Origin of the sequence: Methylosinus sp. KRF6 (assembly GCF_018887255.1) — a bacterium.
Classification (GTDB): Bacteria; Pseudomonadota; Alphaproteobacteria; order Rhizobiales; family Beijerinckiaceae; genus Methylosinus; species Methylosinus sporium.
Map to the genome: position 1 here is coordinate 2,241,631 of NZ_JAHLJF010000001.1, position 19,637 is coordinate 2,261,267.

At 60.8% G+C, this 19,637-nt stretch carries 27 protein-coding genes; 1 reads left to right on the forward strand and 26 read right to left on the reverse strand.

The features are described 5' to 3' along the window. Positions 1–6 precede the first annotated feature (6 nt). From nifS to nifH, 13 genes are all read right to left on the reverse strand, one after another. Entirely contained in the window at positions 7–1,209 is a 1,203-nt protein-coding gene (nifS, locus tag KP010_RS10805) for a cysteine desulfurase NifS (RefSeq protein ID WP_109027634.1), read from the reverse strand. A 10-nt stretch (positions 1,210–1,219) separates the two neighbouring features. After that, entirely contained in the window at positions 1,220–2,275 is a 1,056-nt protein-coding gene (gene nifU, locus KP010_RS10810) for a Fe-S cluster assembly protein NifU (RefSeq protein ID WP_142862416.1), read from the reverse strand. A 20-nt stretch (positions 2,276–2,295) separates the two neighbouring features. Further along, positions 2,296–2,616, reverse strand: a complete 321-nt coding sequence (locus KP010_RS10815; RefSeq protein ID WP_109027644.1) for an iron-sulfur cluster assembly accessory protein — start codon at positions 2,614–2,616, stop codon at positions 2,296–2,298. Positions 2,617–2,837: 221 nt separating this feature from the next. Further along, complete coding sequence (locus KP010_RS10820) at positions 2,838–3,515, reverse strand: nitrogen fixation protein NifQ (RefSeq protein ID WP_142862415.1); 678 nt, start codon at positions 3,513–3,515, stop codon at positions 2,838–2,840. A gap of 4 nt (positions 3,516–3,519) precedes the next feature. Further along, positions 3,520–3,837, reverse strand: a complete 318-nt coding sequence (fdxB, locus tag KP010_RS10825) for a ferredoxin III, nif-specific (RefSeq protein WP_142862414.1) — start codon at positions 3,835–3,837, stop codon at positions 3,520–3,522. Further along, the gene (locus KP010_RS10830) at positions 3,837–4,037 is read right to left on the reverse strand and encodes a CCE_0567 family metalloprotein (protein ID WP_142862413.1); all 201 of its coding nucleotides are present in this window, start codon (positions 4,035–4,037) and stop codon (positions 3,837–3,839) included. Before KP010_RS10830 ends, fdxB begins: the two co-directional genes overlap by 1 nt. An 18-nt stretch (positions 4,038–4,055) precedes the next feature. Beyond that, positions 4,056–4,523 carry a NifX-associated nitrogen fixation protein gene (locus KP010_RS10835; protein WP_142862412.1) on the reverse strand — a complete coding sequence of 156 codons (468 nt, stop codon included), beginning with the start codon at positions 4,521–4,523 and terminating at the stop codon, positions 4,056–4,058. Next, positions 4,516–4,926: a nitrogen fixation protein NifX gene (gene nifX, locus KP010_RS10840; protein ID WP_142862411.1), complete on the reverse strand. Its 411-nt coding sequence runs from the start codon at positions 4,924–4,926 to the stop codon at positions 4,516–4,518. Before nifX ends, KP010_RS10835 begins: the two co-directional genes overlap by 8 nt. A gap of 15 nt (positions 4,927–4,941) precedes the next feature. Then, the gene (gene nifN, locus KP010_RS10845) at positions 4,942–6,339 is read right to left on the reverse strand and encodes a nitrogenase iron-molybdenum cofactor biosynthesis protein NifN (protein WP_142862410.1); all 1,398 of its coding nucleotides are present in this window, start codon (positions 6,337–6,339) and stop codon (positions 4,942–4,944) included. A gap of 9 nt (positions 6,340–6,348) precedes the next feature. Next, on the reverse strand, positions 6,349–8,019 hold the full coding sequence (gene nifE / locus KP010_RS10850) for a nitrogenase iron-molybdenum cofactor biosynthesis protein NifE (protein ID WP_142862409.1): 1,671 nt from the start codon (positions 8,017–8,019) through the stop codon (positions 6,349–6,351). Between the two features lie 129 nt (positions 8,020–8,148). After that, positions 8,149–9,708 (reverse strand): nitrogenase molybdenum-iron protein subunit beta, encoded by a 1,560-nt coding sequence (gene nifK / locus KP010_RS10855; protein WP_142862408.1) that lies wholly within the window; start codon positions 9,706–9,708, stop codon positions 8,149–8,151. Between the two features lie 124 nt (positions 9,709–9,832). Next, positions 9,833–11,299, reverse strand: coding sequence for a nitrogenase molybdenum-iron protein alpha chain (nifD, locus tag KP010_RS10860; protein ID WP_018267921.1), 1,467 nt, complete (start codon positions 11,297–11,299; stop codon positions 9,833–9,835). Between the two features lie 82 nt (positions 11,300–11,381). Further along, positions 11,382–12,269, reverse strand: coding sequence for a nitrogenase iron protein (nifH, locus tag KP010_RS10865; RefSeq protein WP_109027624.1), 888 nt, complete (start codon positions 12,267–12,269; stop codon positions 11,382–11,384). Between the two features lie 407 nt (positions 12,270–12,676). On the opposite strand from nifH, the gene KP010_RS10870 reads away from it, so the two are divergent. After that, positions 12,677–13,102, forward strand: coding sequence for a response regulator (locus KP010_RS10870; protein WP_109027623.1), 426 nt, complete (start codon positions 12,677–12,679; stop codon positions 13,100–13,102). A gap of 143 nt (positions 13,103–13,245) precedes the next feature. Here the strand turns inward: KP010_RS10870 and KP010_RS10875 are convergent, their stop codons facing one another. The 13 genes from KP010_RS10875 to KP010_RS10935 all read right to left on the reverse strand — a co-directional run bounded on the left by KP010_RS10875 (position 13,246) and on the right by KP010_RS10935 (position 19,520). Further along, the gene (locus KP010_RS10875; protein WP_109027622.1) at positions 13,246–13,578 is read right to left on the reverse strand and encodes a ferredoxin; all 333 of its coding nucleotides are present in this window, start codon (positions 13,576–13,578) and stop codon (positions 13,246–13,248) included. A gap of 46 nt (positions 13,579–13,624) precedes the next feature. Beyond that, a complete protein-coding gene (locus KP010_RS10880; RefSeq protein ID WP_371824207.1) occupies positions 13,625–14,485 on the reverse strand; it encodes an SIR2 family protein in 861 nt (286 codons plus the stop codon). A gap of 79 nt (positions 14,486–14,564) precedes the next feature. Continuing rightward, the gene (locus tag KP010_RS10885) at positions 14,565–14,780 is read right to left on the reverse strand and encodes a hypothetical protein (protein WP_018267916.1); all 216 of its coding nucleotides are present in this window, start codon (positions 14,778–14,780) and stop codon (positions 14,565–14,567) included. 19 nt (positions 14,781–14,799) lie between these two features. Continuing rightward, positions 14,800–15,105, reverse strand: a complete 306-nt coding sequence (locus KP010_RS10890) for a 2Fe-2S iron-sulfur cluster-binding protein (protein WP_142862407.1) — start codon at positions 15,103–15,105, stop codon at positions 14,800–14,802. Between the two features lie 246 nt (positions 15,106–15,351). After that, the gene (locus tag KP010_RS10895; RefSeq protein WP_142862406.1) at positions 15,352–16,503 is read right to left on the reverse strand and encodes a DegT/DnrJ/EryC1/StrS aminotransferase family protein; all 1,152 of its coding nucleotides are present in this window, start codon (positions 16,501–16,503) and stop codon (positions 15,352–15,354) included. A 6-nt stretch (positions 16,504–16,509) separates the two neighbouring features. Next, the gene (locus KP010_RS10900) at positions 16,510–16,773 is read right to left on the reverse strand and encodes a hypothetical protein (RefSeq protein WP_142862405.1); all 264 of its coding nucleotides are present in this window, start codon (positions 16,771–16,773) and stop codon (positions 16,510–16,512) included. Between the two features lie 3 nt (positions 16,774–16,776). Then, the gene (gene nifT / locus KP010_RS10905; RefSeq protein WP_109027618.1) at positions 16,777–16,989 is read right to left on the reverse strand and encodes a putative nitrogen fixation protein NifT; all 213 of its coding nucleotides are present in this window, start codon (positions 16,987–16,989) and stop codon (positions 16,777–16,779) included. A 74-nt stretch (positions 16,990–17,063) separates the two neighbouring features. Further along, positions 17,064–17,288, reverse strand: a complete 225-nt coding sequence (locus KP010_RS10910; RefSeq protein ID WP_109027617.1) for a nitrogen fixation protein NifZ — start codon at positions 17,286–17,288, stop codon at positions 17,064–17,066. Then, on the reverse strand, positions 17,285–17,581 hold the full coding sequence (locus tag KP010_RS10915; RefSeq protein WP_018267910.1) for a nitrogen fixation protein NifZ: 297 nt from the start codon (positions 17,579–17,581) through the stop codon (positions 17,285–17,287). The genes KP010_RS10910 and KP010_RS10915 overlap by 4 nt, the downstream gene beginning before the upstream one ends. Then, positions 17,578–18,387: a 4Fe4S-binding leucine-rich repeat protein gene (locus KP010_RS10920; RefSeq protein ID WP_142862404.1), complete on the reverse strand. Its 810-nt coding sequence runs from the start codon at positions 18,385–18,387 to the stop codon at positions 17,578–17,580. Before KP010_RS10920 ends, KP010_RS10915 begins: the two co-directional genes overlap by 4 nt. After that, complete coding sequence (locus KP010_RS10925; RefSeq protein ID WP_109027615.1) at positions 18,377–18,919, reverse strand: hypothetical protein; 543 nt, start codon at positions 18,917–18,919, stop codon at positions 18,377–18,379. The genes KP010_RS10920 and KP010_RS10925 overlap by 11 nt, the downstream gene beginning before the upstream one ends. A 17-nt stretch (positions 18,920–18,936) precedes the next feature. Continuing rightward, a complete protein-coding gene (locus KP010_RS10930; protein WP_142862403.1) occupies positions 18,937–19,290 on the reverse strand; it encodes an iron-sulfur cluster assembly accessory protein in 354 nt (117 codons plus the stop codon). Further along, positions 19,287–19,520, reverse strand: coding sequence for a 4Fe-4S dicluster domain-containing protein (locus KP010_RS10935; RefSeq protein WP_004448253.1), 234 nt, complete (start codon positions 19,518–19,520; stop codon positions 19,287–19,289). The genes KP010_RS10930 and KP010_RS10935 overlap by 4 nt, the downstream gene beginning before the upstream one ends. Positions 19,521–19,637 lie beyond the last annotated feature (117 nt).

Consider the following 19,637-nt stretch of genomic DNA (forward strand, 5'->3'; position numbering starts at 1 on the left):
GCGCCTTCACGCAAACACTTGCTTGGAGTCGTAGGTCTTCTTCTCGGCCTCCGCCCAGAAGGGCGACATTTCGCGCAGCTTCTCGACGATGCCGGGCAGCGCCTCGATCACGCGATCGACATCCTCTGCGGCATTGTCCCGCGAGAAGGAGAAGCGCACCGCGCCATGCAGCGCCGCCTCGGGAATCTCCATCGCTTTCAGCACATGGCTCGGCTCCATCGACCCCGATGTGCAGGCCGAGCCCGACGAAGCGGCGACGCCGCCGCGATTGAGATGCAGCAGGATCGCTTCGCTCTCGACATATTCGAACGCCAAATTCGACGTGTTCGGCAAACGATCGTGCCGATCGCCGTTGACGATGCAATTGGGAATGCGTTGCAGAACCGCCTTTTCCAGGCGATCCCGCAATTCGCGAACGCGGCCCTGCTCATCCGCCATGTTCTGAAGCGCGAGTTCCGCCGCCTTGCCGAGACCTATGATCGCCGGCACATTCTCCGTTCCGCCGCGACGGGCGCGCTCCTGATGGCCGCCTCGGATGAGCGGCTTGAAACGCGCGCCTTTTTTCACATAGAGCGCGCCGATTCCCTTCGGCCCGTGCAGCTTGTGGCCGGAGAGCGACAGCATGTCGATCGCACTGTCCTTGAGAGAAATCGGCGTCTTGCCAGCGGCCTGAACCGCATCCGTATGAAACAGCGCGCCATGCTCCTTGGCGATCTCCGCGAGCCCTTCGACCGGAAAAATCGTGCCCGTCTCATTGTTCGCCCACATCAGCGAAACGATCGCCACCTTGTCGGACAGAGCTGCGCGATAGGCTTCGATATCGAGCTGGCCGGACTTGTCGACGCCGATGAAATGCACCTTGGCGCGCCCGATCTTCTCGAGATGCTCGCACAGCGAGAGAATGGCAGGATGCTCGACTTTGGAGGTCACGATCTCATTGCGATCCGGCAACGCCTCCAGCGCGGAGAGGATCGCGGCGTTGTCGCTCTCCGTGCCGCCGGAGGTGTAGATGATCTCGTGATCATGCGCTGCGCCCAGCAGCTGCTGGAGCTGCTGCCGCGCCGCCTTCACCGCCGTCCCCACCTCGGCGCCGAAAGAATGAGCGGAAGACGCATTGCCGAAATGCTCCGTGAAGAAGGGCAGCATCGCCTCCACCACGAGCGGATCGACTCGGGTCGTCGCATTATTGTCGAGATAAATCGCCTTCATGACGAACTCCTCAGTGAGCGTTGCGCCCGACGGGAATCACGCGAACGGGCACGCCCAATTTGGCGATGAGCCGCTCTTGGATTCCCGACACGGTGACGCTCGCCATTTGACAGCCGACGCAAGCCCCTGTGAGGCTGACGAGCACATTGGAGCCGTCGACGTCGATCAGCTCGCAGTCGCCGCCGTCCTTGCGGAGATAGACGCGGAGATCTTCGATCGTCTCTTCGATCAGCCGAATCTTCTTCAAATTGGTCATGCCCGCAGAGGGCGGCGGCAGAGGAGAAGCCGGCGACAAAGGCGACGCCCCGGCCGGGGGCCGAACAGAAGCGCCCGGACGCACCGTCGCCGCGGGCGCGGGCGCCGATCGCACCGGCGCGGTGAACAGATTGACCGAGCCCGCGCGAGAGGCGGCGACTTCCGCCCTCGGCGCCGACGTCGCCGCTTTTTCGGCGCGAGCGCTTTCTGCGGCCTCCACGGCGACCGCGGCGGCCGCGGCGACCTCCGACGTCACGCGCAGCAGAATGTCCTCGATCTGCTCGTAACAGGTCGTGCAGCCGGTTCCCGCTTTCGTGTGCGCGCTCACCTGCTCGACGGTCGACAGCCCATTGTCCCTGATCGCGCGCTCGATGACGACGGCGTCGATCCCATGGCATTTGCACACCAGCGGCGCGTCTTCACGCATCGGCCGCCGCGTTTCGCCGCGAAAATTCGCGATCGCAGCCTGAAGCGCCTCATGACCCATGACCGCGCAATGCATTTTTTCGGGCGGCAGGCCGCCGAGGAAATCCGCGATGTCCCGATTGCTGATCGCGCCCGCCTGCTCGAGCGTCTTGCCGATCACGAGTTCGGTCAGAGCCGAGGACGAGGCGATCGCCGAACCGCAGCCATAGGTTTGGAACTTGGCTTCGAGAACGATCTCCGTCACACGGTCTATATGGAGCATCAGCTTGAGCGCGTCCCCGCAAGCCAGGGCCCCGACCTCGCCGATCGCATTGGCTCCGTCGAGGACGCCCGCATTCTTCGGATCGAAGAAATGCTCCATGACCTTGTCGGAATATTCCCACATCGCGGCTCTCCCGAAGACGATCAACCGAAAGATTTGCCGCAGGAACAGCTCGACTTCGCCTGTGGGTTCTCGAAAGTGAATCCCGAACCCTCGAGCCCGGTGACGAAATCGACGCGCGTCCCGTCGAGATAGGCCAACGAGCCCTCCTCCACGAACACTTTGACGCCATCGCGCTCGAACACATGGTCCGCGGGATTGGATTCGTTGACGAGACCCATGGTGTATTGGAAACCGGCGCACCCCCCGGCCTCGACCATGATCCGCAGCCCCTCGACTTCCTGCCCGGCGCCCGCAATTGCCGAACGCACCGCGTTCAGGGCGTTGTCTGTGAGTTCGATCATTTGCTTAACCTCTTCCCGGAAAATCACCCGTGGTGAGGAAAGCAACCGCTATGCCAAAATGGATTGCTATCGTGAATCAGTCGATTTGGGGGGCCGATGGCTGTTCGCATTCCCACAATGTCAGAGTTCCGACATGGATGGCGATTCTGCTTCGAAATACGCAGAAATCCGCCCGAAACGATCGCTCGGGCGGCGTCGAATGGGAGTAAAACTCGAGACAGTCAGGAGTCGGAAGGCTTGGCGCGCGATAGCCGGGCCAGAGCGCTCTCGCCGGTCTCATCGCCGAAGCAATCGTGAAAATCGCCGCATTCACGGCAGGTCGGCGCCGCGCAGAGCACGAAACCTTCCATCTCGCACAAAGAGCGATAGAAAAATTTCTTCCATTTCATGTGATCGACATTGCGCTCGGCGAGGCCGGGAAAGCGCTCTCGCATCAAACGGCCGAGCTCGTCGCGCTTGGTCAGACCGAGGTCCTGCCATAAATGACGGGGCGACATCGCGCGTTTGGTCAATATGGAGGCCAACCAGCTCGTCTCTTCGGACGCGTCACCCTTAAATCTCCGCAGAAGCTGGCGGATCTGGTCTTCCTCGTCATCCAGGCCGACCATCTCGGCTTCCATAGAAAGATCGACCATGGCGCGCGCTTCGGGCGCCCACCGATCGATCAGATGTTCGAGTTCGGCCCTTCCCAGCGCCAGCGATTGCCCGAGCGCGCCGGGCCGGCCCTCGGCTTCGCTCACGCCGAGCGCGAGCACACAGCAGAAGACATGCGCCGTGAAAGGATCGTCGCGTCCGAAATCACTCGGACGCGACCGTAACCGCACGTAAATGTCCGCCGGATCCGGCTTCGGCGGCCGGAGCCCGCTCTCCGATCGGCGATCTTCGGAGAGAAAGGCCATCGGTTCAGCCGACCAGCTGGTCGACGGGAACGTGCGTCTGGCAGTCCTTCGGACAGACCTTCGAGCACGCCGAGCACCCGATACAATCCTGCTCGCGCTCGACCTTCATGATCTTGCGGTTGAGCTCGCCGTCGAAATCGTCATCGTCGTCGTCGGTTACGATCCCGAGGATCGTTCCTTCCGCATCGACGCCGTAGAGCGCCATGACGTCCTGCGGACACACTTTGAAGCATCGCCCGCAGCCGATGCATGTCGCCGGATTGATATTGGTCAAATAGGACGGCGTCCAATCGGCGCCGCCTCTGGTTTTGAACGCCCCCATCACGCCGTCTCCAAATCCTTGAGTTTCTGGCGCGCGGCTTCGAGAGCCGCATACGCGTCATAGGTGTCCTGCGCGATCGTGAGAATCGTGCCCCAATTGATCGGCAGCTCTTCCGAGAGATCGTGCAGATTCATTTTCATATTCGTCGCCTTGGCCGAGAGCTTCTTGATCTCGGCCTTCAGTTCGTCGACGGAGCTCATTTTTTCTCTCCTTCGATATCAATAACGCGCGACTTCCGGGAACTTCTCGATCATCTCGACTCCGGCGGTCACGAGTTTCGTGCCTTCGTCGGAGAGCTTCTCCAACGAGTCGAAGCCGAAACGATGAACGTCGCGCAGCTGCTTGTTCACGACGATGAGGCGACCTGCGATGAGCACTTGGCGACCAAAGCCCTCGTGGCTCATCTTGATCATCGGCTGCACCATGACGCCCGTCGCGCGCTCGATCGAAAGCGCGACCGCGTTGTAGAAAAGCTCGACGCGCCAAAGAATCTCGGGATCCGGATCGCCGATCAGCGGCAGCGCCTTACGGGCTTCCTTATCGACGATGTAGGGCTTGATGAGATCGAGGTCTTTCTTGTTCTCCCAGGTGCCGTGTGTATCCTGCGCACGCCACTGCTTGATGAGTTCCTTGATGAAGACGCTCTCAGCCGCGTCATTCGCCGTAATCGTCTCCGTCTCAGCCATTTGCAGCCTCTTCCTCGAAATCGAAGGTTCTTTCCTGGCCCTTCGTCATGACCTTGCGCAACCACGGCGGCGGCGCGCCCTGCAGAACCACCTTGAGCTTCTCCAGCAGATCGACAATATTCTCGGGCTGCGGAACCTTCATCGGGTGTATGCCGGACGCCACGACGCGGGCGGCCCCGGAGCCGCCGATCGCGGCGACGTACAATATCGCGCAGTCCTTGATCGCATCGAGTTTCGGCGCGAGCTTGTCCTCGTTGCCGTCTTCCTGCAGATCGCCCTGGAATTCGATCGCTTCGATGAAGCTGTAACCCTCGGCGGTGAGTTCATAGAGAGCGATATTCTTCGCCCAGCCGAAATGGGCGTCGACTCTTACGAGGTCTTGCGTGGCGAATGCGACTTTCATACTGCCTCCTCGTGGTCAGGCCATCGCGGTGATTTGAACGAGCTCGGGTTTATGCTCGTCGCCGAAATGCGTGACGTTTTCGTCATCCCGGCGCCATGTGTCCGGATCGGGCTCATGCGCCTGCGAGATGAACATATTGCCGATGTTGAAGATGAGCGTTCGGGTGCCTCTATAACCAACTGTCAGCTCGTGCCCCGCCCCCAATCGATCGAAAGTCGGCAGCCCGAGCCGAAAGAGCGGCACCCCCAAGCGCTCGGACGCCTGGCGCCCGTGCGAATGCGTCATCATGAGATCGGCGCCTTTCGACCTATTCTCGAGATCCTCCAGATCGCCGATGAGAACCTCTTCGATCGCGAGCTTCTCCAACACCGGCGAATGGGTGGTCGTCACAGCGCCTTGCAGATGCGCGCCCATCTCCGTCAGCCAGGAGCCGATCGCGAACAAAAGATCCGGCTCGGCGCCGATCGTCACTTTCTTTCCGCCGAAATGGAAATGCCCATCGAGCATCGCGTCGACGAGCTGGCCACGCTGCCGTTTGTATTTTTGAGGAACCGGCCGCCCGCTGATTTTCGACAAGAAGCCGATCAGCTCGTCATTGGGCGCGAGACCGGTAAGACGATCGAACAACACGAACGGAACGCCGTTCCGTCGCTCCAACGTCGTCGCCGCCAGACGCATCTGCTCGCCGACCGCGATCGTCCACGCGGCGGATCCCATAGCGGCCATAGCGTCGCGCGATGTGCCGCCGAGCGTCGTCGGCGTGAAATCTTCCGGCAGATGCCCATCCAACGACCCGGAGAGATCTGGGAGAAACGTCGGCTCCAGCCCGAAGCTCTCGATGATGTCGCGCAATTCGTCTATGTCGCCGGGGGTGAGATGACAGCCCGGCAAAACATTGACTCGCTGAGGCGCTCTTTGAACCGGCGCCTCGCTCGCAGGAACGAAAACCTCGATCAGCTTGGCGACCGCCTTGCCCCAGCCGTCTTGAAACGCGTCTTTGAAATCCGGCGTCGATACATAGACAATTCCCATGTGATCGAGCTCGGGGTGACGCTGGCGCACGAGCTGAATATAGCCGTCGACGTCGTCGCCTTTGGTCTCTGTCACGCCGGTCGAGCAAATGCCGATGATTTCAGGCTTCGCCCGTTTGGCGATATTGACGATCGCCTCTTCGACATTTTCCAACCCGCCGAGAACCGTCGCCACCTCGCTCATCGCAGTGGTCTGGAGCGGAATGGCTTCGCGAAAATGCCGAACGAACAGCACCAGCCCAAAAGATGTGCAGCCTTGTGATCCGTGCAGCAGCGGCATACATCCCTGCACGCCCATGAAGGCGAGCGCGCCGCCGATCGGCTGGCTCATCTTCAATGGATTGACCGCGCAGGCCTTTTTGGAAACTTCGACTCTAGCCATCGGAGCGCCTCACGCGGCTTTCGATGCAGGAACCGCGCCACCGGCGTTGGCTGCCTCGATCATCTGCTCCAAAGTGTCGCGACATCCGCCGCAACCCGTGCCGGCGCGGGTCGCCTCCGCCAGCGCATCGACCGTCGTCAAAGAACCGGCGGCGATCGCGTCCTCGAGGGCGCCGACATTCACGCTGTGGCATTTGCAGACGCGCTTTTCGCGACGCACCTGCTCGGCCTTGACCGGATCGGCGGCGAGCTCGGCCACCTCGGCGGCGATGGCCTCGTTCGCTCGCTCTTCCCAGGTCTTCTCCTGCCACGGCGGCGGGCGGCGGACCTGCTCCCAAACCGGATTGAAGAGCGCCTTGTCGATCTCGTGCACGAGCTCGACCATCCCTTCATAGCCGGCATAGGCGTGATGACGCTCCTGGTTGATGTCGAGCCAGGGCATCTTCGCCTTCAGCGCGATGAACTGCGAGCGGCCGCCCGACAACATGATATCCGCCTGCGCGTCTTTGAGCATTTTATACATTTCGCGCGGCGTCATATCGTCGATCATATGGGCGTCCTGACCCATCAGTTCCTTGATGCGCTCCTTGTCCTCCTTGGTGGACTTCTTGACGCTGGTGCCGACGAGCTCCATGCCGGCTTCCTGCAGAGCGGCGACGACAGACCAGGATTTGACGCCGCCCGTGATGAGCAGAACCTTTTTGCCTGTGAGGCGCTCCTTATAGGGAGCGATGCGCGCCCAGGCGCGCGCTTCCTCACGCTCGATGAGCGCGTCGGTGCGATCCTTCAGCTCCGCGGGGGCGCCGCGCTCGACGAGCAGGCGCGCGATCTCGCGAAGCGAATCGCTCATATCGCCGATGCCGTAGAAAGACCCTTCGAAGAAGGGAATGTCGTAGCGTTCCTCCATCTTGCGAGCGACGTTGATCATCGCTTTGGAGCACACCATCATCGACGCTTTGGCGCGATGGGAATAGGCGACCTCATTGTATTTGCCGTCGCCGGAAATGCAGGACAGGATACGAATGCCGAGCTCGTCGAGCAGAGGTTTCACCTGCCACAACTCGCCGGCGAGATTATATTCGCCGATGATGTTGATATCGTAAGGAGTCGTATATTCCGGCTCCTGCGTCCCGATCACATGTTCGAGGATCGCCTCGCCCGCGAGCTTATTGCCGAGATTCTTCGGCCCCACGAAGCCGGGCGAGTTCACCGGGATAACGGGCTTGTTGAATTTCTTCGCAGCGGCCTTGCAGACGGCGTCGATATCATCGCCGATCATCGCCGGAACGCAGGTCTGATAGACGAAGACCGCCGGCGGATCGTATTTGTCGATGATCTCCTTGATCGATTTGTAGAGGCGCTTCTCACCGCCGAAGACGACGTCGGTCTCGCCGATATCGGTCGTGAAACCGGTGCGGTAGAGGCTGGAGCCCGAAGTCTTGGCTCCGCGATTGTCCCAGGAGTTGCCTTCGCAGGCGATGGGTCCATGAACGAGATGGGCGACGTCGGTGATGGGCTGTAGAGCGATCTTGGCGCCGTCGAAAGCGCATCCACCGGCTGCGGCGCCCGGCGCCAATTGCTTCGTGCAGCCCTTTTTTCGCTCTTTCTCGGATTTGCCCTTGTTCTTGTCGCAACCGGGCTCGTTGAAAACTTCTTGAACTTTTGCGGCCAGCGTGCTCATCCGCGCCTCCTGCAACGGCCATCGCCTCCCACTCTGCGCACGCATTGCGCCAGCGCGGCGATCGACCCGACGGATCAGGCTCTCGTTGTTCCGCCGGGTCGATTGCGGCCCGGCGGAAGCTCGTGAATGTCAGCGAATAATGTCGAAGCTGTAGTCCGACTTCGCGACGACGTTGGTGTTGCGATCGATCTCGTCGAAGACTTTGTCGAGCAGCCACACCAGGACGTTCAGGCCGCCCTGATAGCCCCACACCGGATAGCGGTGATAGTGGTGGCGATCGAAGACCGGGAAGCCGATGCGGATCAGCGGCGTGCCGGTGTCGCGCTCGAGATACTTGCCGTAGGTGTTGCCGATCAGGAAGTCCACCGGCTCCGTGAACAGCAACGAACGCATGTGCCACAGATCCTTGCCGGGATAGGCCTTGCAATTCTTGCCGAAGGGAGAGCTGGCGAAGAGAGCGTTCATCTTCTCTTCCCACACCTTGCCGCCATTGGAGGCCAGCACGGTGATCGGCTCGGCGCCCAGCTCCATCAGGAAGGCCGCGAGGCCGTAGCACAGATCCGGATCGCCGTAGATGGCGAAACGCTTGCCGTGCAGATGGGCCGAGGAATCGGCGATCGCGTCGACGAGACGGCCGCGCTCGCGGGTCAGCTCCTTGGAGATCGGCTTGCCAGTGACCTCGGAAACCTTCATCAAAAATTCATCGGTCGCGCGAACGCCGATCGGATGATGGAAGGAATAGGTTTCCTGGCCGCTCTCGGCGATCAGAGGCAGCGTCTTCTCCGTGGAGAAATGCTGCATCGAGAAGGTCGCCTTGGCGTGGATCGCATTGGCGGCGTCCTCCAGCGTGGTGCCGCCGTCATACATGCGGAACTCGCCGTCGGTGGGCGTATCCCACACGTCGCTCGGGTCGCCGAAGATCGTATATTCGACGCCCATGGAGTCGAACATGCGCTTCACTTCGCGGATATTGCCGACGACATAGCCGTCGAAGCCGCCGATGAAGTTGATCTTCTCGTTCGGGACGCGCTCGAGCTTCGGCGCCGTGCCGGCTTTGCCGTTCCAGAAATGCTCGACCATGCCCTTCATGACATTGTCGTAGCCGGTGACGTGGCTGCCGACGAAGGCCGGGGTGTGAGCGAAGGGAACGTCGTAATCGGCCGGAACCGAACCCTTTTCCTTCGACGTCTTGATGAAGGCGTTGAGGTCGTCGCCGATGACTTCCGCCATGCAGGTGGTGGAGACGGAGATCATCTTCGGCTTATACATATTGTAGGTGTTGGCGAGGCCGTCGATCATGTTGTTGAGGCCGCCGAACACCGCCGCGTCTTCGGTCATCGAGGAGGAGACACAAGAGGTCGGCTCCTTGAAGTGACGCGAGAAGTGCGAGCGATAATAGGCCACGCAGCCCTGCGAGCCGTGCACGAAGGGAATCGTGCTCTCGAAGCCGAGGGAGGCGAACACCGCGCCGAGCGGCTGGCAGGCCTTCGCCGGATTGACGGTCAGAGCCTCGCGAGCGAAGTTCTTCTCCTGATACTCTTTCGTCTTGGCCCACTCGCGAACGCGCTCGACCTCGGCGTCGGGGTGATGATTCTCGAACTCTTTCTTCTTCTTCTCGAACATCTCGAGATATTCCGGCTGACGGAATAGGTTGAAATGGTCGAGAACGTTATCTGCATTCTGTGGCATGTCGATTCCCCTCGTTGTCCGCGAGCGCCCGCTCTCTCGGACCGAGGCGGCGACCCGGCCTCGGTCTCTTCAACGCGAACGGGGAAGACCCCGTTCGCGAAGAGAGCGTTTGCAACTCAGTCGATCAAGCCGCCCACGGCGCCTTGGCGAATTTCCAGACCGGCGAGTTGATCGCCATGTCCATGTCGCGAGCGAAGATCGCGAAGCCGTCATAGCCGTGATACGGGCCGGAGTAGTCCCAGCTGTGCATCTGGCGGAAAGGAACGCCCATCTTCTGGAAGACGTACTTTTCCTTGATGCCGGAGCCGACCAGGTCGGGCTGGATCTTCTCGACGAACTTCTCGAACTCGTAGCCGGTCACGTCGTCATAGATCAGCGTGCCGTCCTTCACATAGTGAGTCGTGCGCTGATAATCGTCGTTGTGGCCGAACTCATAGCCGGTGCCGACGATCTCCATGCCGAGATCCTCATAGGCGCCGATCACGTGACGCGGGCGGAGACCGCCGACGAACAGCATGACCTTCTTGCCTTCGAGGCGCGGACGGTACTTGGCGATCACCGCGTCCATCAGCGGACGATATTTGGCGATGACGCGCTCGGCGCCTTCCTTGATCTTGTCGTCGAAGTGGCTGGCGATCTTGCGCAGCGACTCTTCGATCTTCGACGGACCAAAGAAGTTGTACTCGACCCACGGAACCCCGTACTTTTCTTCCATGTGACGGGAGATGTAGTTCATCGAGCGGTAGCAGTGCAGCACATTGAGCTTCGCGCGAGGGGTCGCCTCGAGCTCGGCGATCGTGCCGTCACCCGACCACTGCGCAACGACGCGGAGGCCCATTTCCTCGAGCAGAATGCGCGAAGACCAGGCGTCGCCGCCGATGTTGTAGTCGCCGATGATCGCAACGTCGTAAGGCGTCGCTTCGAAGAGAGCGGGCTTGCCCTCCATCTTGTCGAACACCCAGTCGCGGATCGCGTCATTGGCCAGATGGTGGCCGAGCGACTGCGACACGCCACGGAAGCCTTCGCAGCGAACCGGAACGATCGTATGGCCGTTGTACTCCTTGGTCTTGGCCTTGGAGACAGCCTCGATGTCGTCGCCGATGAGGCCGATCGGGCACTCGGACTGGACAGAGATGCCCTTGTTGAGGGGGAACAGCTCCTGGATTTCGTCGATCAGCTTGGCGAGCTTCTTGTCGCCGCCGAACACGATGTCCTTTTCCTGGAAGTCCGAGGTGAACTGCATCGTGCCGAAAGTGTCGATGCCCGTCACGCCGATGTAGTAGTTGCGGCGAGACGCCCAGGAATACTGACCGCAGCCGACCGGGCCGTGGCTGATGTGGATCATGTCCTTGATCGGGCCCCACACGACGCCCTTCGAACCGGCGTAAGCGCAGCCACGGATCGTCATCACGCCGGGGATCGACTTGATGTTGGACTTCACGCCGCAATCCGGCTTGCCGTCCTCGAACGTGCCGAGGTGCTTCGCGCGGCGCTTGGCGGTCTTTTCAGGATAAACTTCGAGAACCTCTTTGATCAGCGCCTTATTGCGCGCCTTGAGGTCTTCGATGGATTCGGGTTGAGCCAGGCTCATGACGCCATCCCTTTCTGATTAGTCAGTGTCTGAAAGATCGGCCCGGCCCCGTGCGAGGCCGGGCCGCAAGCTTTCAAACGGATTACGCGATCGCGGCGAGGTCCGCGGCGGTCTTGCCGACCTGCGACTCGTCGACCGCCTTCATGATGCCGTGCTCCATGAGGAGGTCTTCGAGCTCGTCCATGGTGATCGGGGTCGGAATGATGCCGTTGCCCTTGTTCGCATGGACCTTGTTGGCCAGGTTGCGGTAATGGCCGGCCTGCGTGGAGTCGGGAGCGTACTCGACGACCGTCATGCGGCGCAGCTCGGCGTGCTGAACGATATTGTCGCGCGGCACGAAGTAGATCAGCTGGGTGCCGAGCTTCTTGGCGAGGGACTCGGCCAGCTCGTACTCCTTGTCGGTCTGGCGCTCGTTGCAGACCAGCCCGCCCAGGCGCACGCCGCCGGAGTTGGCGTATTTCAGAATGCCCTTGGAGATGTTGTTGGCCGCATACATGGCCATCATCTCGCCGGACATGACGATGTAGATTTCCTGAGCCTTGTTCTCACGGATCGGCATCGCGAAGCCGCCGCAAACCACGTCGCCGAGCACGTCGTAGGAGACGTAGTCGACGCCGTCATAAGCGCCCTGCTCCTCGAGGAAGTTGATCGAGGTGATGACGCCGCGGCCGGCGCAGCCGACGCCCGGCTCCGGACCACCGGACTCGACGCAACGGATGTCCTCGAAGCCGATCTTCATGACGTCTTCGATCTCGAGGTCCTCGACCGAGCCAGCCTCAGCCGCGAGCGACAGGATGGTGTCCTGGGCCTTGGCGTGCAGGATCAGACGGGTCGAGTCGGCCTTGGGGTCGCAGCCGACGATCAGGATCTTCTTGCCCGTCTGAGCGAGAGCCGCGAGAGTGTTCTGGGAGGTCGTGGACTTGCCAATACCGCCCTTGCCGTAGAACGCGATCTGTCGAAGTTCTGACATTTCTGTCTCCTTAAGATACCGTTTCATTGCGATCGGCGCGCACGGCGCGCAGGCCGAAGTCGTTTCGTCCGACCGAGCCCGGCGCCGGTTGCTTGATCGCCCCCTTGGTGATCGGGGCCGCCCAATCCGCAGCCACTCGCCTTGCGGGCCCTGTCTCGCAAGCAGCGTGCCAGCCCTCGAAATCGCCTTATAATTATTTAATCTCAATCAGGTATCGACAGCGCACGCGCCGTCGATCGGGGGTGTGTCAAAGCCGACAGTGATGCGCGGAATCGGACGAAGGGCATTTAGGCGACAGGCTCGTTCGGAACTATTGTAAGAATCGGACGAGCGCTGTCGCGATTGTCGACTGTCGCACGGCATAGCGATTGCTTAGAAAGCGGGCAGTCAACTACGGAGCAGACGAGATGCAAATCGGCGTCGAAACGTCCAGGGCGGTCGAAAACAAGCGCATTTTCGTCGTCGACGACGACGAGATCATTCGGGCGGCGCTTCAGTTCATGCTGCACGATGAATACGAGACCCATGAGGTCGGAAGCCTCGATTTCGCCTTCGACAAGGCGGCGTCGGCAAAGCCCGATCTCTTGATTTTGTCGGAAAATGTCGTGAAGACGGCGGGGCTTCCGATATTGAAGGAAATTCCGCAGCGGATTCCCGGCGTCAAAGTTCTGGTGATCGTGGACTCGCTGCAGAACGGCTTCGGCAAGGAGAGCCAGGCGGCCGGCGCCCATGGCTATATCGTGAAGCCGCTGACGGTCGAGTTCGTGCGGCAGAAAGTGGACGTTCTTCTCGGTCGTCGGCAAGGAGTCGCCATTCCGTTGACCGTTCTCTGACATTCGACGAATACATGCGTAAGTCTATCGAGGCCGGAGCGCTGACTCCGGCCTTTTTGTCGTCGGCGCCCATTTCGCGCGGTTCACAAATGAAAAACGCCCGCGGCGATCGCGGGCGTTTTCGTATTGTCACTACGTCAGCGTCAGACCTGCGGCACGATGATCAGCCGCTCGACGGGATTGCCGTCGATGAAATGCGATTGGACGATTTCATCGATGTCCTCGGGCGTGCGCGGCGCGTACCAGACGCCTTGCGGATAGACGACCATCAGAGGACCGGCGCGGCAAAAGCCGAGACATCCTGTCGCCGTCATGGAGACGTCGGGCAGAGGCTGCGCGCCGAGCTTCGCCTGCAGCCGATCCCATAGCGGCTTCGCGCCGGACGTCGTGCAGCTGCCGCGCGGGTGTCCCGGCGGCCGTTGCTGAAAGCACGTGAACACATGGTACTTGAATACGACTGGAAGGTCTTCGAGCATTTTCGGTTCCTGAATTTGACTTGGTCCGCGCCGATGCGCGCGCGGTTCAAGCGGCCGCGTCGGCGCTGGAGGCGACGATCGCCTGCCCGGTGAGGCTCGCGACGAATTCGGCCAGCGGCGTCTCAATTCGCGTGATGTTCTGCTCGGCGAGGAACTTCGCCTCGTTTTTGGTCAGCGGGCCTTCGATCACCGCCCAATGCTGGTCGGAAGAACGCTTCATGATCTGCCGGGCGAAATTGCGCTCGAGCTGTGTCGTGAAACGGCAACCGAGGAAGAGAAAGCCGCGACCTTTTCGGATCGACTGAACGGCCTCTGGAATCGGCGTCTGAATGTCGATCTCTGTCAGGACCTCGACATAATCGGAGTCAGAGATCACGAAATTCGCCGCCGGCGTCACTGAACCGATCGGCTGATAGAGCAGCGTTTCCCACGACAAGGTTTCTTCGGGCGCCTCGGCGGGAGCTTTGGCGCCCGAGCCGTCGCGGTGGAATTCCTTATTGGGCACGAGCGACGAGTCGGGTCGGAAATAATTCACCCAATAGCCGAAATGTTCGGCCTGCGACACGCCTTGCACAATGCCCCAGCTCTTGCGCCCCGCCAGCGCCTTCTGCTGCAGATCGTCGTACCAGGCGTTGACGACCAGCGGCAGGCTCGGCTGCTCGGCGATCCAATTGTGCAGGACGCTCGGCTCCGGCGAGATCTCGAACGCCTTCTTCATCGCGGCGGAGATGGTCTTGCGATGCTTGAAGTTCTCTATGTATTGAGCCGCAGCGGTGAGGTTGTTGCGGATTTTATGCGGAACGGTCGCGGCCTTGGTCAGCTGCACGACCAGTTCCTCGGGCGAAGCGGGAACCGGGTTCCCGCCTGTCGCCAGCGTCAGCACGCCGGGTCCGAGATAGGGTATCACGAGGCCTCGCTCAAACCCCGTTTTGATTGCGCTCAGCACTTGTGTTTCTCCTCTCGTCGAACCCGGATTGCCTGCTCTGTCACTGAAGCGTGGCGCTCTTGGCGACGTCGAGCTCTTCGGGCGTCAGCTTGAAGGCGCCGCGACCGCCCGACAGCGCCATGTAGTCCATTGCGTAGGCGTTGGTCAGCTTGGTGAACCACTCCTGGCTGGAAAGGCTCGCGGGACGCTCGCCGATCTCCTGCACGGAGCCGTCATTGTAAAAGCGGACATGAATGATGACGGATTTGTCGCTCATCTTGATTCCCCTCCGGTTCTCAGCGACCCGAGTCGAAGCCGAGCAGCTCGACCGTGACGTTCTCGGTTCCGAAATTGGCTTGGCAAGCGAGACGTGATTTCGAGCCCACGCCGACGATCGTGTCCAACTGCTCGTTTTCGGCGCGGGTCGTCTTCGACAGGCTCTTCCTTCCTTCCTGGACGAACAAGTGGCAGGTGCCGCATTTGGCCTCGCCACCGCATTTGCTTTGGATTTTTTCTTCCGCTTTCAAAATTGCGTCCAGGAGTCTGCTGCCCGGCTCAACTTCGATGGTCTTGCCCGACGGCAGAATGGTCAGTACCGGCATGTCGTTCACTCCTCCTTGCCAAAGGTCCTCACAGCATTCGCCCAGCAAGTTTCGAACCACTCTAAACTTCGTGCTAGGCGCGGCGCATGTCTGCGCCTCGCGTCGAAAAACGCGCGCAAACTCACGATATTGGACAGTTTCGATCGCGAGCCGGGAATGCTGCGGACCACTCGCGACGCAGACACGTCCGTTTATCGACAATGATTTCGAGCAAGGATCGGCGCCGGCCGCCGGCCGGCGCCGGGATCACAGATAAATGGCCGTGCCTGCGCCGACATTGATCGAGGCGTCTTTCATCGTGCCGACGATGAAAGCGACTTGGTTTTCCGTCAAATGCGCATGGAACGGGAGAGCCACCGCACGGTCGGCGACTTTCTCGGTCACGAAAAAATTGCCGCGGCGGTAGCCGAGATCGAAATAATAGCGCTGCAAATGCAGAGGATGCGAATAAGCGGAAGCGTCGATCTTTTCGGTCTGCAGATCTTCGATGATCTGATCGCGACTGGACCGCGAGAAGCGCGTGCCGAGGTGCACGACATAGAGGAACCAGTGAACCTCGTCGACATCCGGCGCGATAAAAGGATCTTTGATCCCTTCGAAGGATTTCACATATTGGTAGAACCAGCGCTCGACGCGCGTGCGACGCGCGAGAAGCAGCTCCAGCCGTCGAAATTGGGCGAGCCCGAGCGCTGCGGTAATGTCGCTCATCGCCGCCTGCATGGGAGGATAGGCGCCCAGGACGACGGAAGACCGCTCTGCGACGCGACGGCTGCGCAAATTGCGGATCGCCGAAGCGCGATCGTCGTCATCGGTGACGATCATCCCGCCTTCGCCGCAGGCGATAACGCCGGGCTGAGAGAAGTCGAATATCGAACAATCGCCGAACGAGCCGACGAGCTTGCCCTTGTAGATAGATCCGATCGCCTCGGTGGAGTCTTCAATGAGCACGACCTTCTTCGCCTCGGCCAATTGGCGAAGCGGCTCCCATGGCGCGGGATGGCCGTTGGTGTTGCCGGCGACGATCGCCTTGGTCTTGTCTGTGATGACCGCTTCCGCCTTCTCGGGCGCGAGAGTGCCGGCCCAATAATCTATGTCCGCGAAAACAGGACGAGCGCCACACAGCGCAATGGCGTGCGTCGTCTCACGGAAAGAATGAGCCGAGGCGACGACTTCGTCGCCGGGCCCGATTCCATAGGCGCGCAGGGTGAGCAACAGACCGATCGTGCCGCTGGAGACCGCGATCGCATGTTTGCGGCCGAGATAAGCCGCGAATTCCGCCTCGAACTCCTCGACCTTCGGGCCCGACGACAGCCGCGGCGAAGTAATCGTCTCGACGACCGCGTCCAGATCGCTCTGGGCGAGGTCCGGATCATTCATCGGCAGAACGGACGTCTTCATTGTCGCTCACCTTTTCGGGGCAACCACCAATCCAGTGGCGATAGAGGGGTCTGCGGTGATCTTGACGCAATGCTCGCGCGCGTCGATCAAAAACAAGTCGCAGTTTTCGTAGGTGCGGAACGGCGTCTCATCCTGCATGTCCGCCTTATCGCATCTTATCGCCGTAAGGCCCGGAGCGACTTGCCTCAGAGCGGAAACGGCCGCATGATCGGCGGCCGCCGTCGCGAGCGTCGCGTCGATCGCCTCGAGTTGCTCGGTCGCGATCGGCATTTGTCAGTCTCCACTTATTTTCTTGGCTTCGACCGTGATCGGAAGCGACGTCTCCGCCGCCATCTCCGGCAGCTGAAGCACCCAACCATTGGCGAGCGTCACCGTGCCGCCCCACAATTGAGGGCTCTCCTGTTCGACGATCGGCTCTTCGAGATCCTTCTTCGGCACATAGGCCGAAAGAATGCCGTCGGAACCTCTGCGGATCATGACTTTCACACTGCGCCTCGCTGTTAGATTGACCCTAGTCGTTTAGCAATGTTCATACCGCGAGTCGTGTGAAAAATCGCCGATCAGACCGGCTCGATCTCCTCTTCGAAACAGCCGATCACGGTCTTGCCGCCGAATTCGACGATATAGACCGGCGTGTCGCTCTCGACATGCTGGCCGATCTGGACGATTTCGCCCGGATCGCCGGCTTTGACGAGAAGCGCCTCGGGCTCATGACCCGGATGCGAACCGTCGTTGAAGAGATCGACAGTGGCGCGCACCCGCATACCCCAGTCATATTTGATCATTGAGCCGCCTCTTGGGTCACCACCTCGACGGGCTCGAGCTCCTTTTTGCGCATTCCGACCTTATAGCCGGTCTCCACGAACTCGACGCCGTAGATGTAGAATTGCTGCAAAAATGTGCCGATGCTCGAGACGTAGCCGATTTCGCCCTTTTTGACGAGAATCTCGCCGACATCCTTGCCGGGGAAAGTTCCGTCGTTCCGCACGACCTTTTTCGACTTGACCTTTTCGCCATAATTGAAGGCGGGCGGGTCGTTGAGCTCGACGGCGCCGTCGTCACGGTTGATATTGCTCATATCCGTTCCTCGATGTGGCTGTGGTTGCGCTCGAAAGCCTTCTTGCCAGACGGATCCGGCGTCGCGCCAAGACGCGCCGCCGCGGTTTCCTGCACGATCGGATCCTCGTCGGAGAGAAGCGGTCGAATGTCTGCGAGAGGGGCGCGGCGCGCCACCTCATAGCGCACGCGCCAGTCCGAATCGCCGATGAGATCGGGAAGCTGCGCGACCTCGAGCCGCTGCGTCGCCTCGAAGCGAACGCTCGCATCCGCGTCGGTCGTCATGCGCTTCAGCGCTTGCGGCGCGATGCGCTCCGCCACGACGCGCCTGACCTCGACTTCGGCGTCGTCGATCATCAGCACGAGGAGATCCGGCGAGATGCGACGAGCGACGACTTGGCGAACATAATAGTCTCGATCCTCGATCATCGGCAGAAGATCGATGGGATCCAACCGATGCGCGACACGGATGCGCACCTCCCGGTGCGGATCATTGCGAAGCTTGAGAAGATAGCGATCGGGAAGCCGCCGGGCCGCGGCCCAGCGAACGGTCTCTTCGGGATCGTCCAAAAGCGCTGGAAGGAGAAAAATCTCCACGGCCTTGGCGGCCCAGGCGCGCACTTCGAAATAGGGATGCGCGATATAGTGGCGCGCCAGTTCCGGATTCCAGTCGAAGAAGCGGTCGATCCGACGCGCATAGCGGTCGAATACGCAGGCGCGAAGCGGCTTGCAGCGCCCCTCGGCCAAGAGCTCCTCATGGGGACATCCGGCGCATTCGACAGGGACGCCGAGCCAGTCGACGGCTTCGTCGATCTCGTCAGTCGACATCTTCGGCCTCCCGTTGCGCGAGAACGGTGAGCAGCAAAGTGGCGCCGACCTTGTCGGTCGGGTCGAGCTCGAGGAGCTTTTGCGCGGCCTCTCGCCCTTCTTCATGCTCGCCCATGCGCATCTGCAGATAGGCGTAGCCTTTGAGCACGAACATGAAGAAACGCGGCAGCACGGCCTCGTAATTGGCGAAGTCGGCGTCGCCCTTTCTCACCTCGCGCCAGTCGAGAGGCAAGGAATTGTCGATCGCCGCACGGGTGAGGCATGTCTTTGCGATCTCGAGCGTGTCCTCGAGACGATTCTTGTAAAAATAGAACCGGTAGAGCCCGATCAGCACCGCCACATGGGTCGGAGCCAGGCGACGCGCCTCGAACAAGTGCTGTTCCGCGACATCGCCGAGATGGTAGGAAAGCGCCGCTTCGCGGAGATGACGCTCGGCTTCCGCCGGCAATCCAGCGCCGAAGACAGGGGAAGAGAGAATCTCGTCTCCCGTATCGAAGGCCTCATTGCGTAGAGCGCCATCTCCGTTCAACATGAAGCGTTCCTATCCACTCACGCCACGGGGAGCTCCGGCAGCTCGACGACCGTCTGCGTCGTCGAGGAGCACCCGCAGGCCTTCGCCTTGGGATCGATGAAGGAAAAGCCGGTGGAGGTGGCCGTCTCCTTGAAGTCGATCGTCACGCCATCGAGCAGCAAGCGGCTCTGCGCAGGCAGAAACAGCTTGAAGTTCGGGAAGTCGAACGCCTGCTCGCCCTCACGCGGCGCCGGCTGGACGGAGAATTCCGCGCTCATGCCCGAGCAGCCGCCGGGAGAAACATAGAGGCTCAGACCATAGCCCGGACCGCCGTCGAACATGACGAGGCGACGGATGAACTTCTCCGCGGCGGGAGTGAATTGAATGTTCATGCCGCGCCCCCGGCAGCCTGATAACGCGGCAGCGACGTGTCGATGACGCAGGTGTCGTCGACCGGGCACACGGCGACGCATTGCGGCACGTCGAAATAGCCGATGCACTCGGTGCACTTCTTCGGGTTGATGACGAAGGTTCCGTTCTTCTCGGAAATCGCCACATTGGGGCATTCAGCTTCGCACGCCGAGCAGGACGTGCATTGCGAAGCAACGATCTTATAGGTCATCTGCTTGCTCCTCCATCGAGCCGTCATTGAGTTCGAGAATCGCAGACCTTCGATAACTCGAATTTTCCGCTCATTCGGCGCTTCGATCGAAGCACGGGCCGCAACGCGGCTCGTGCT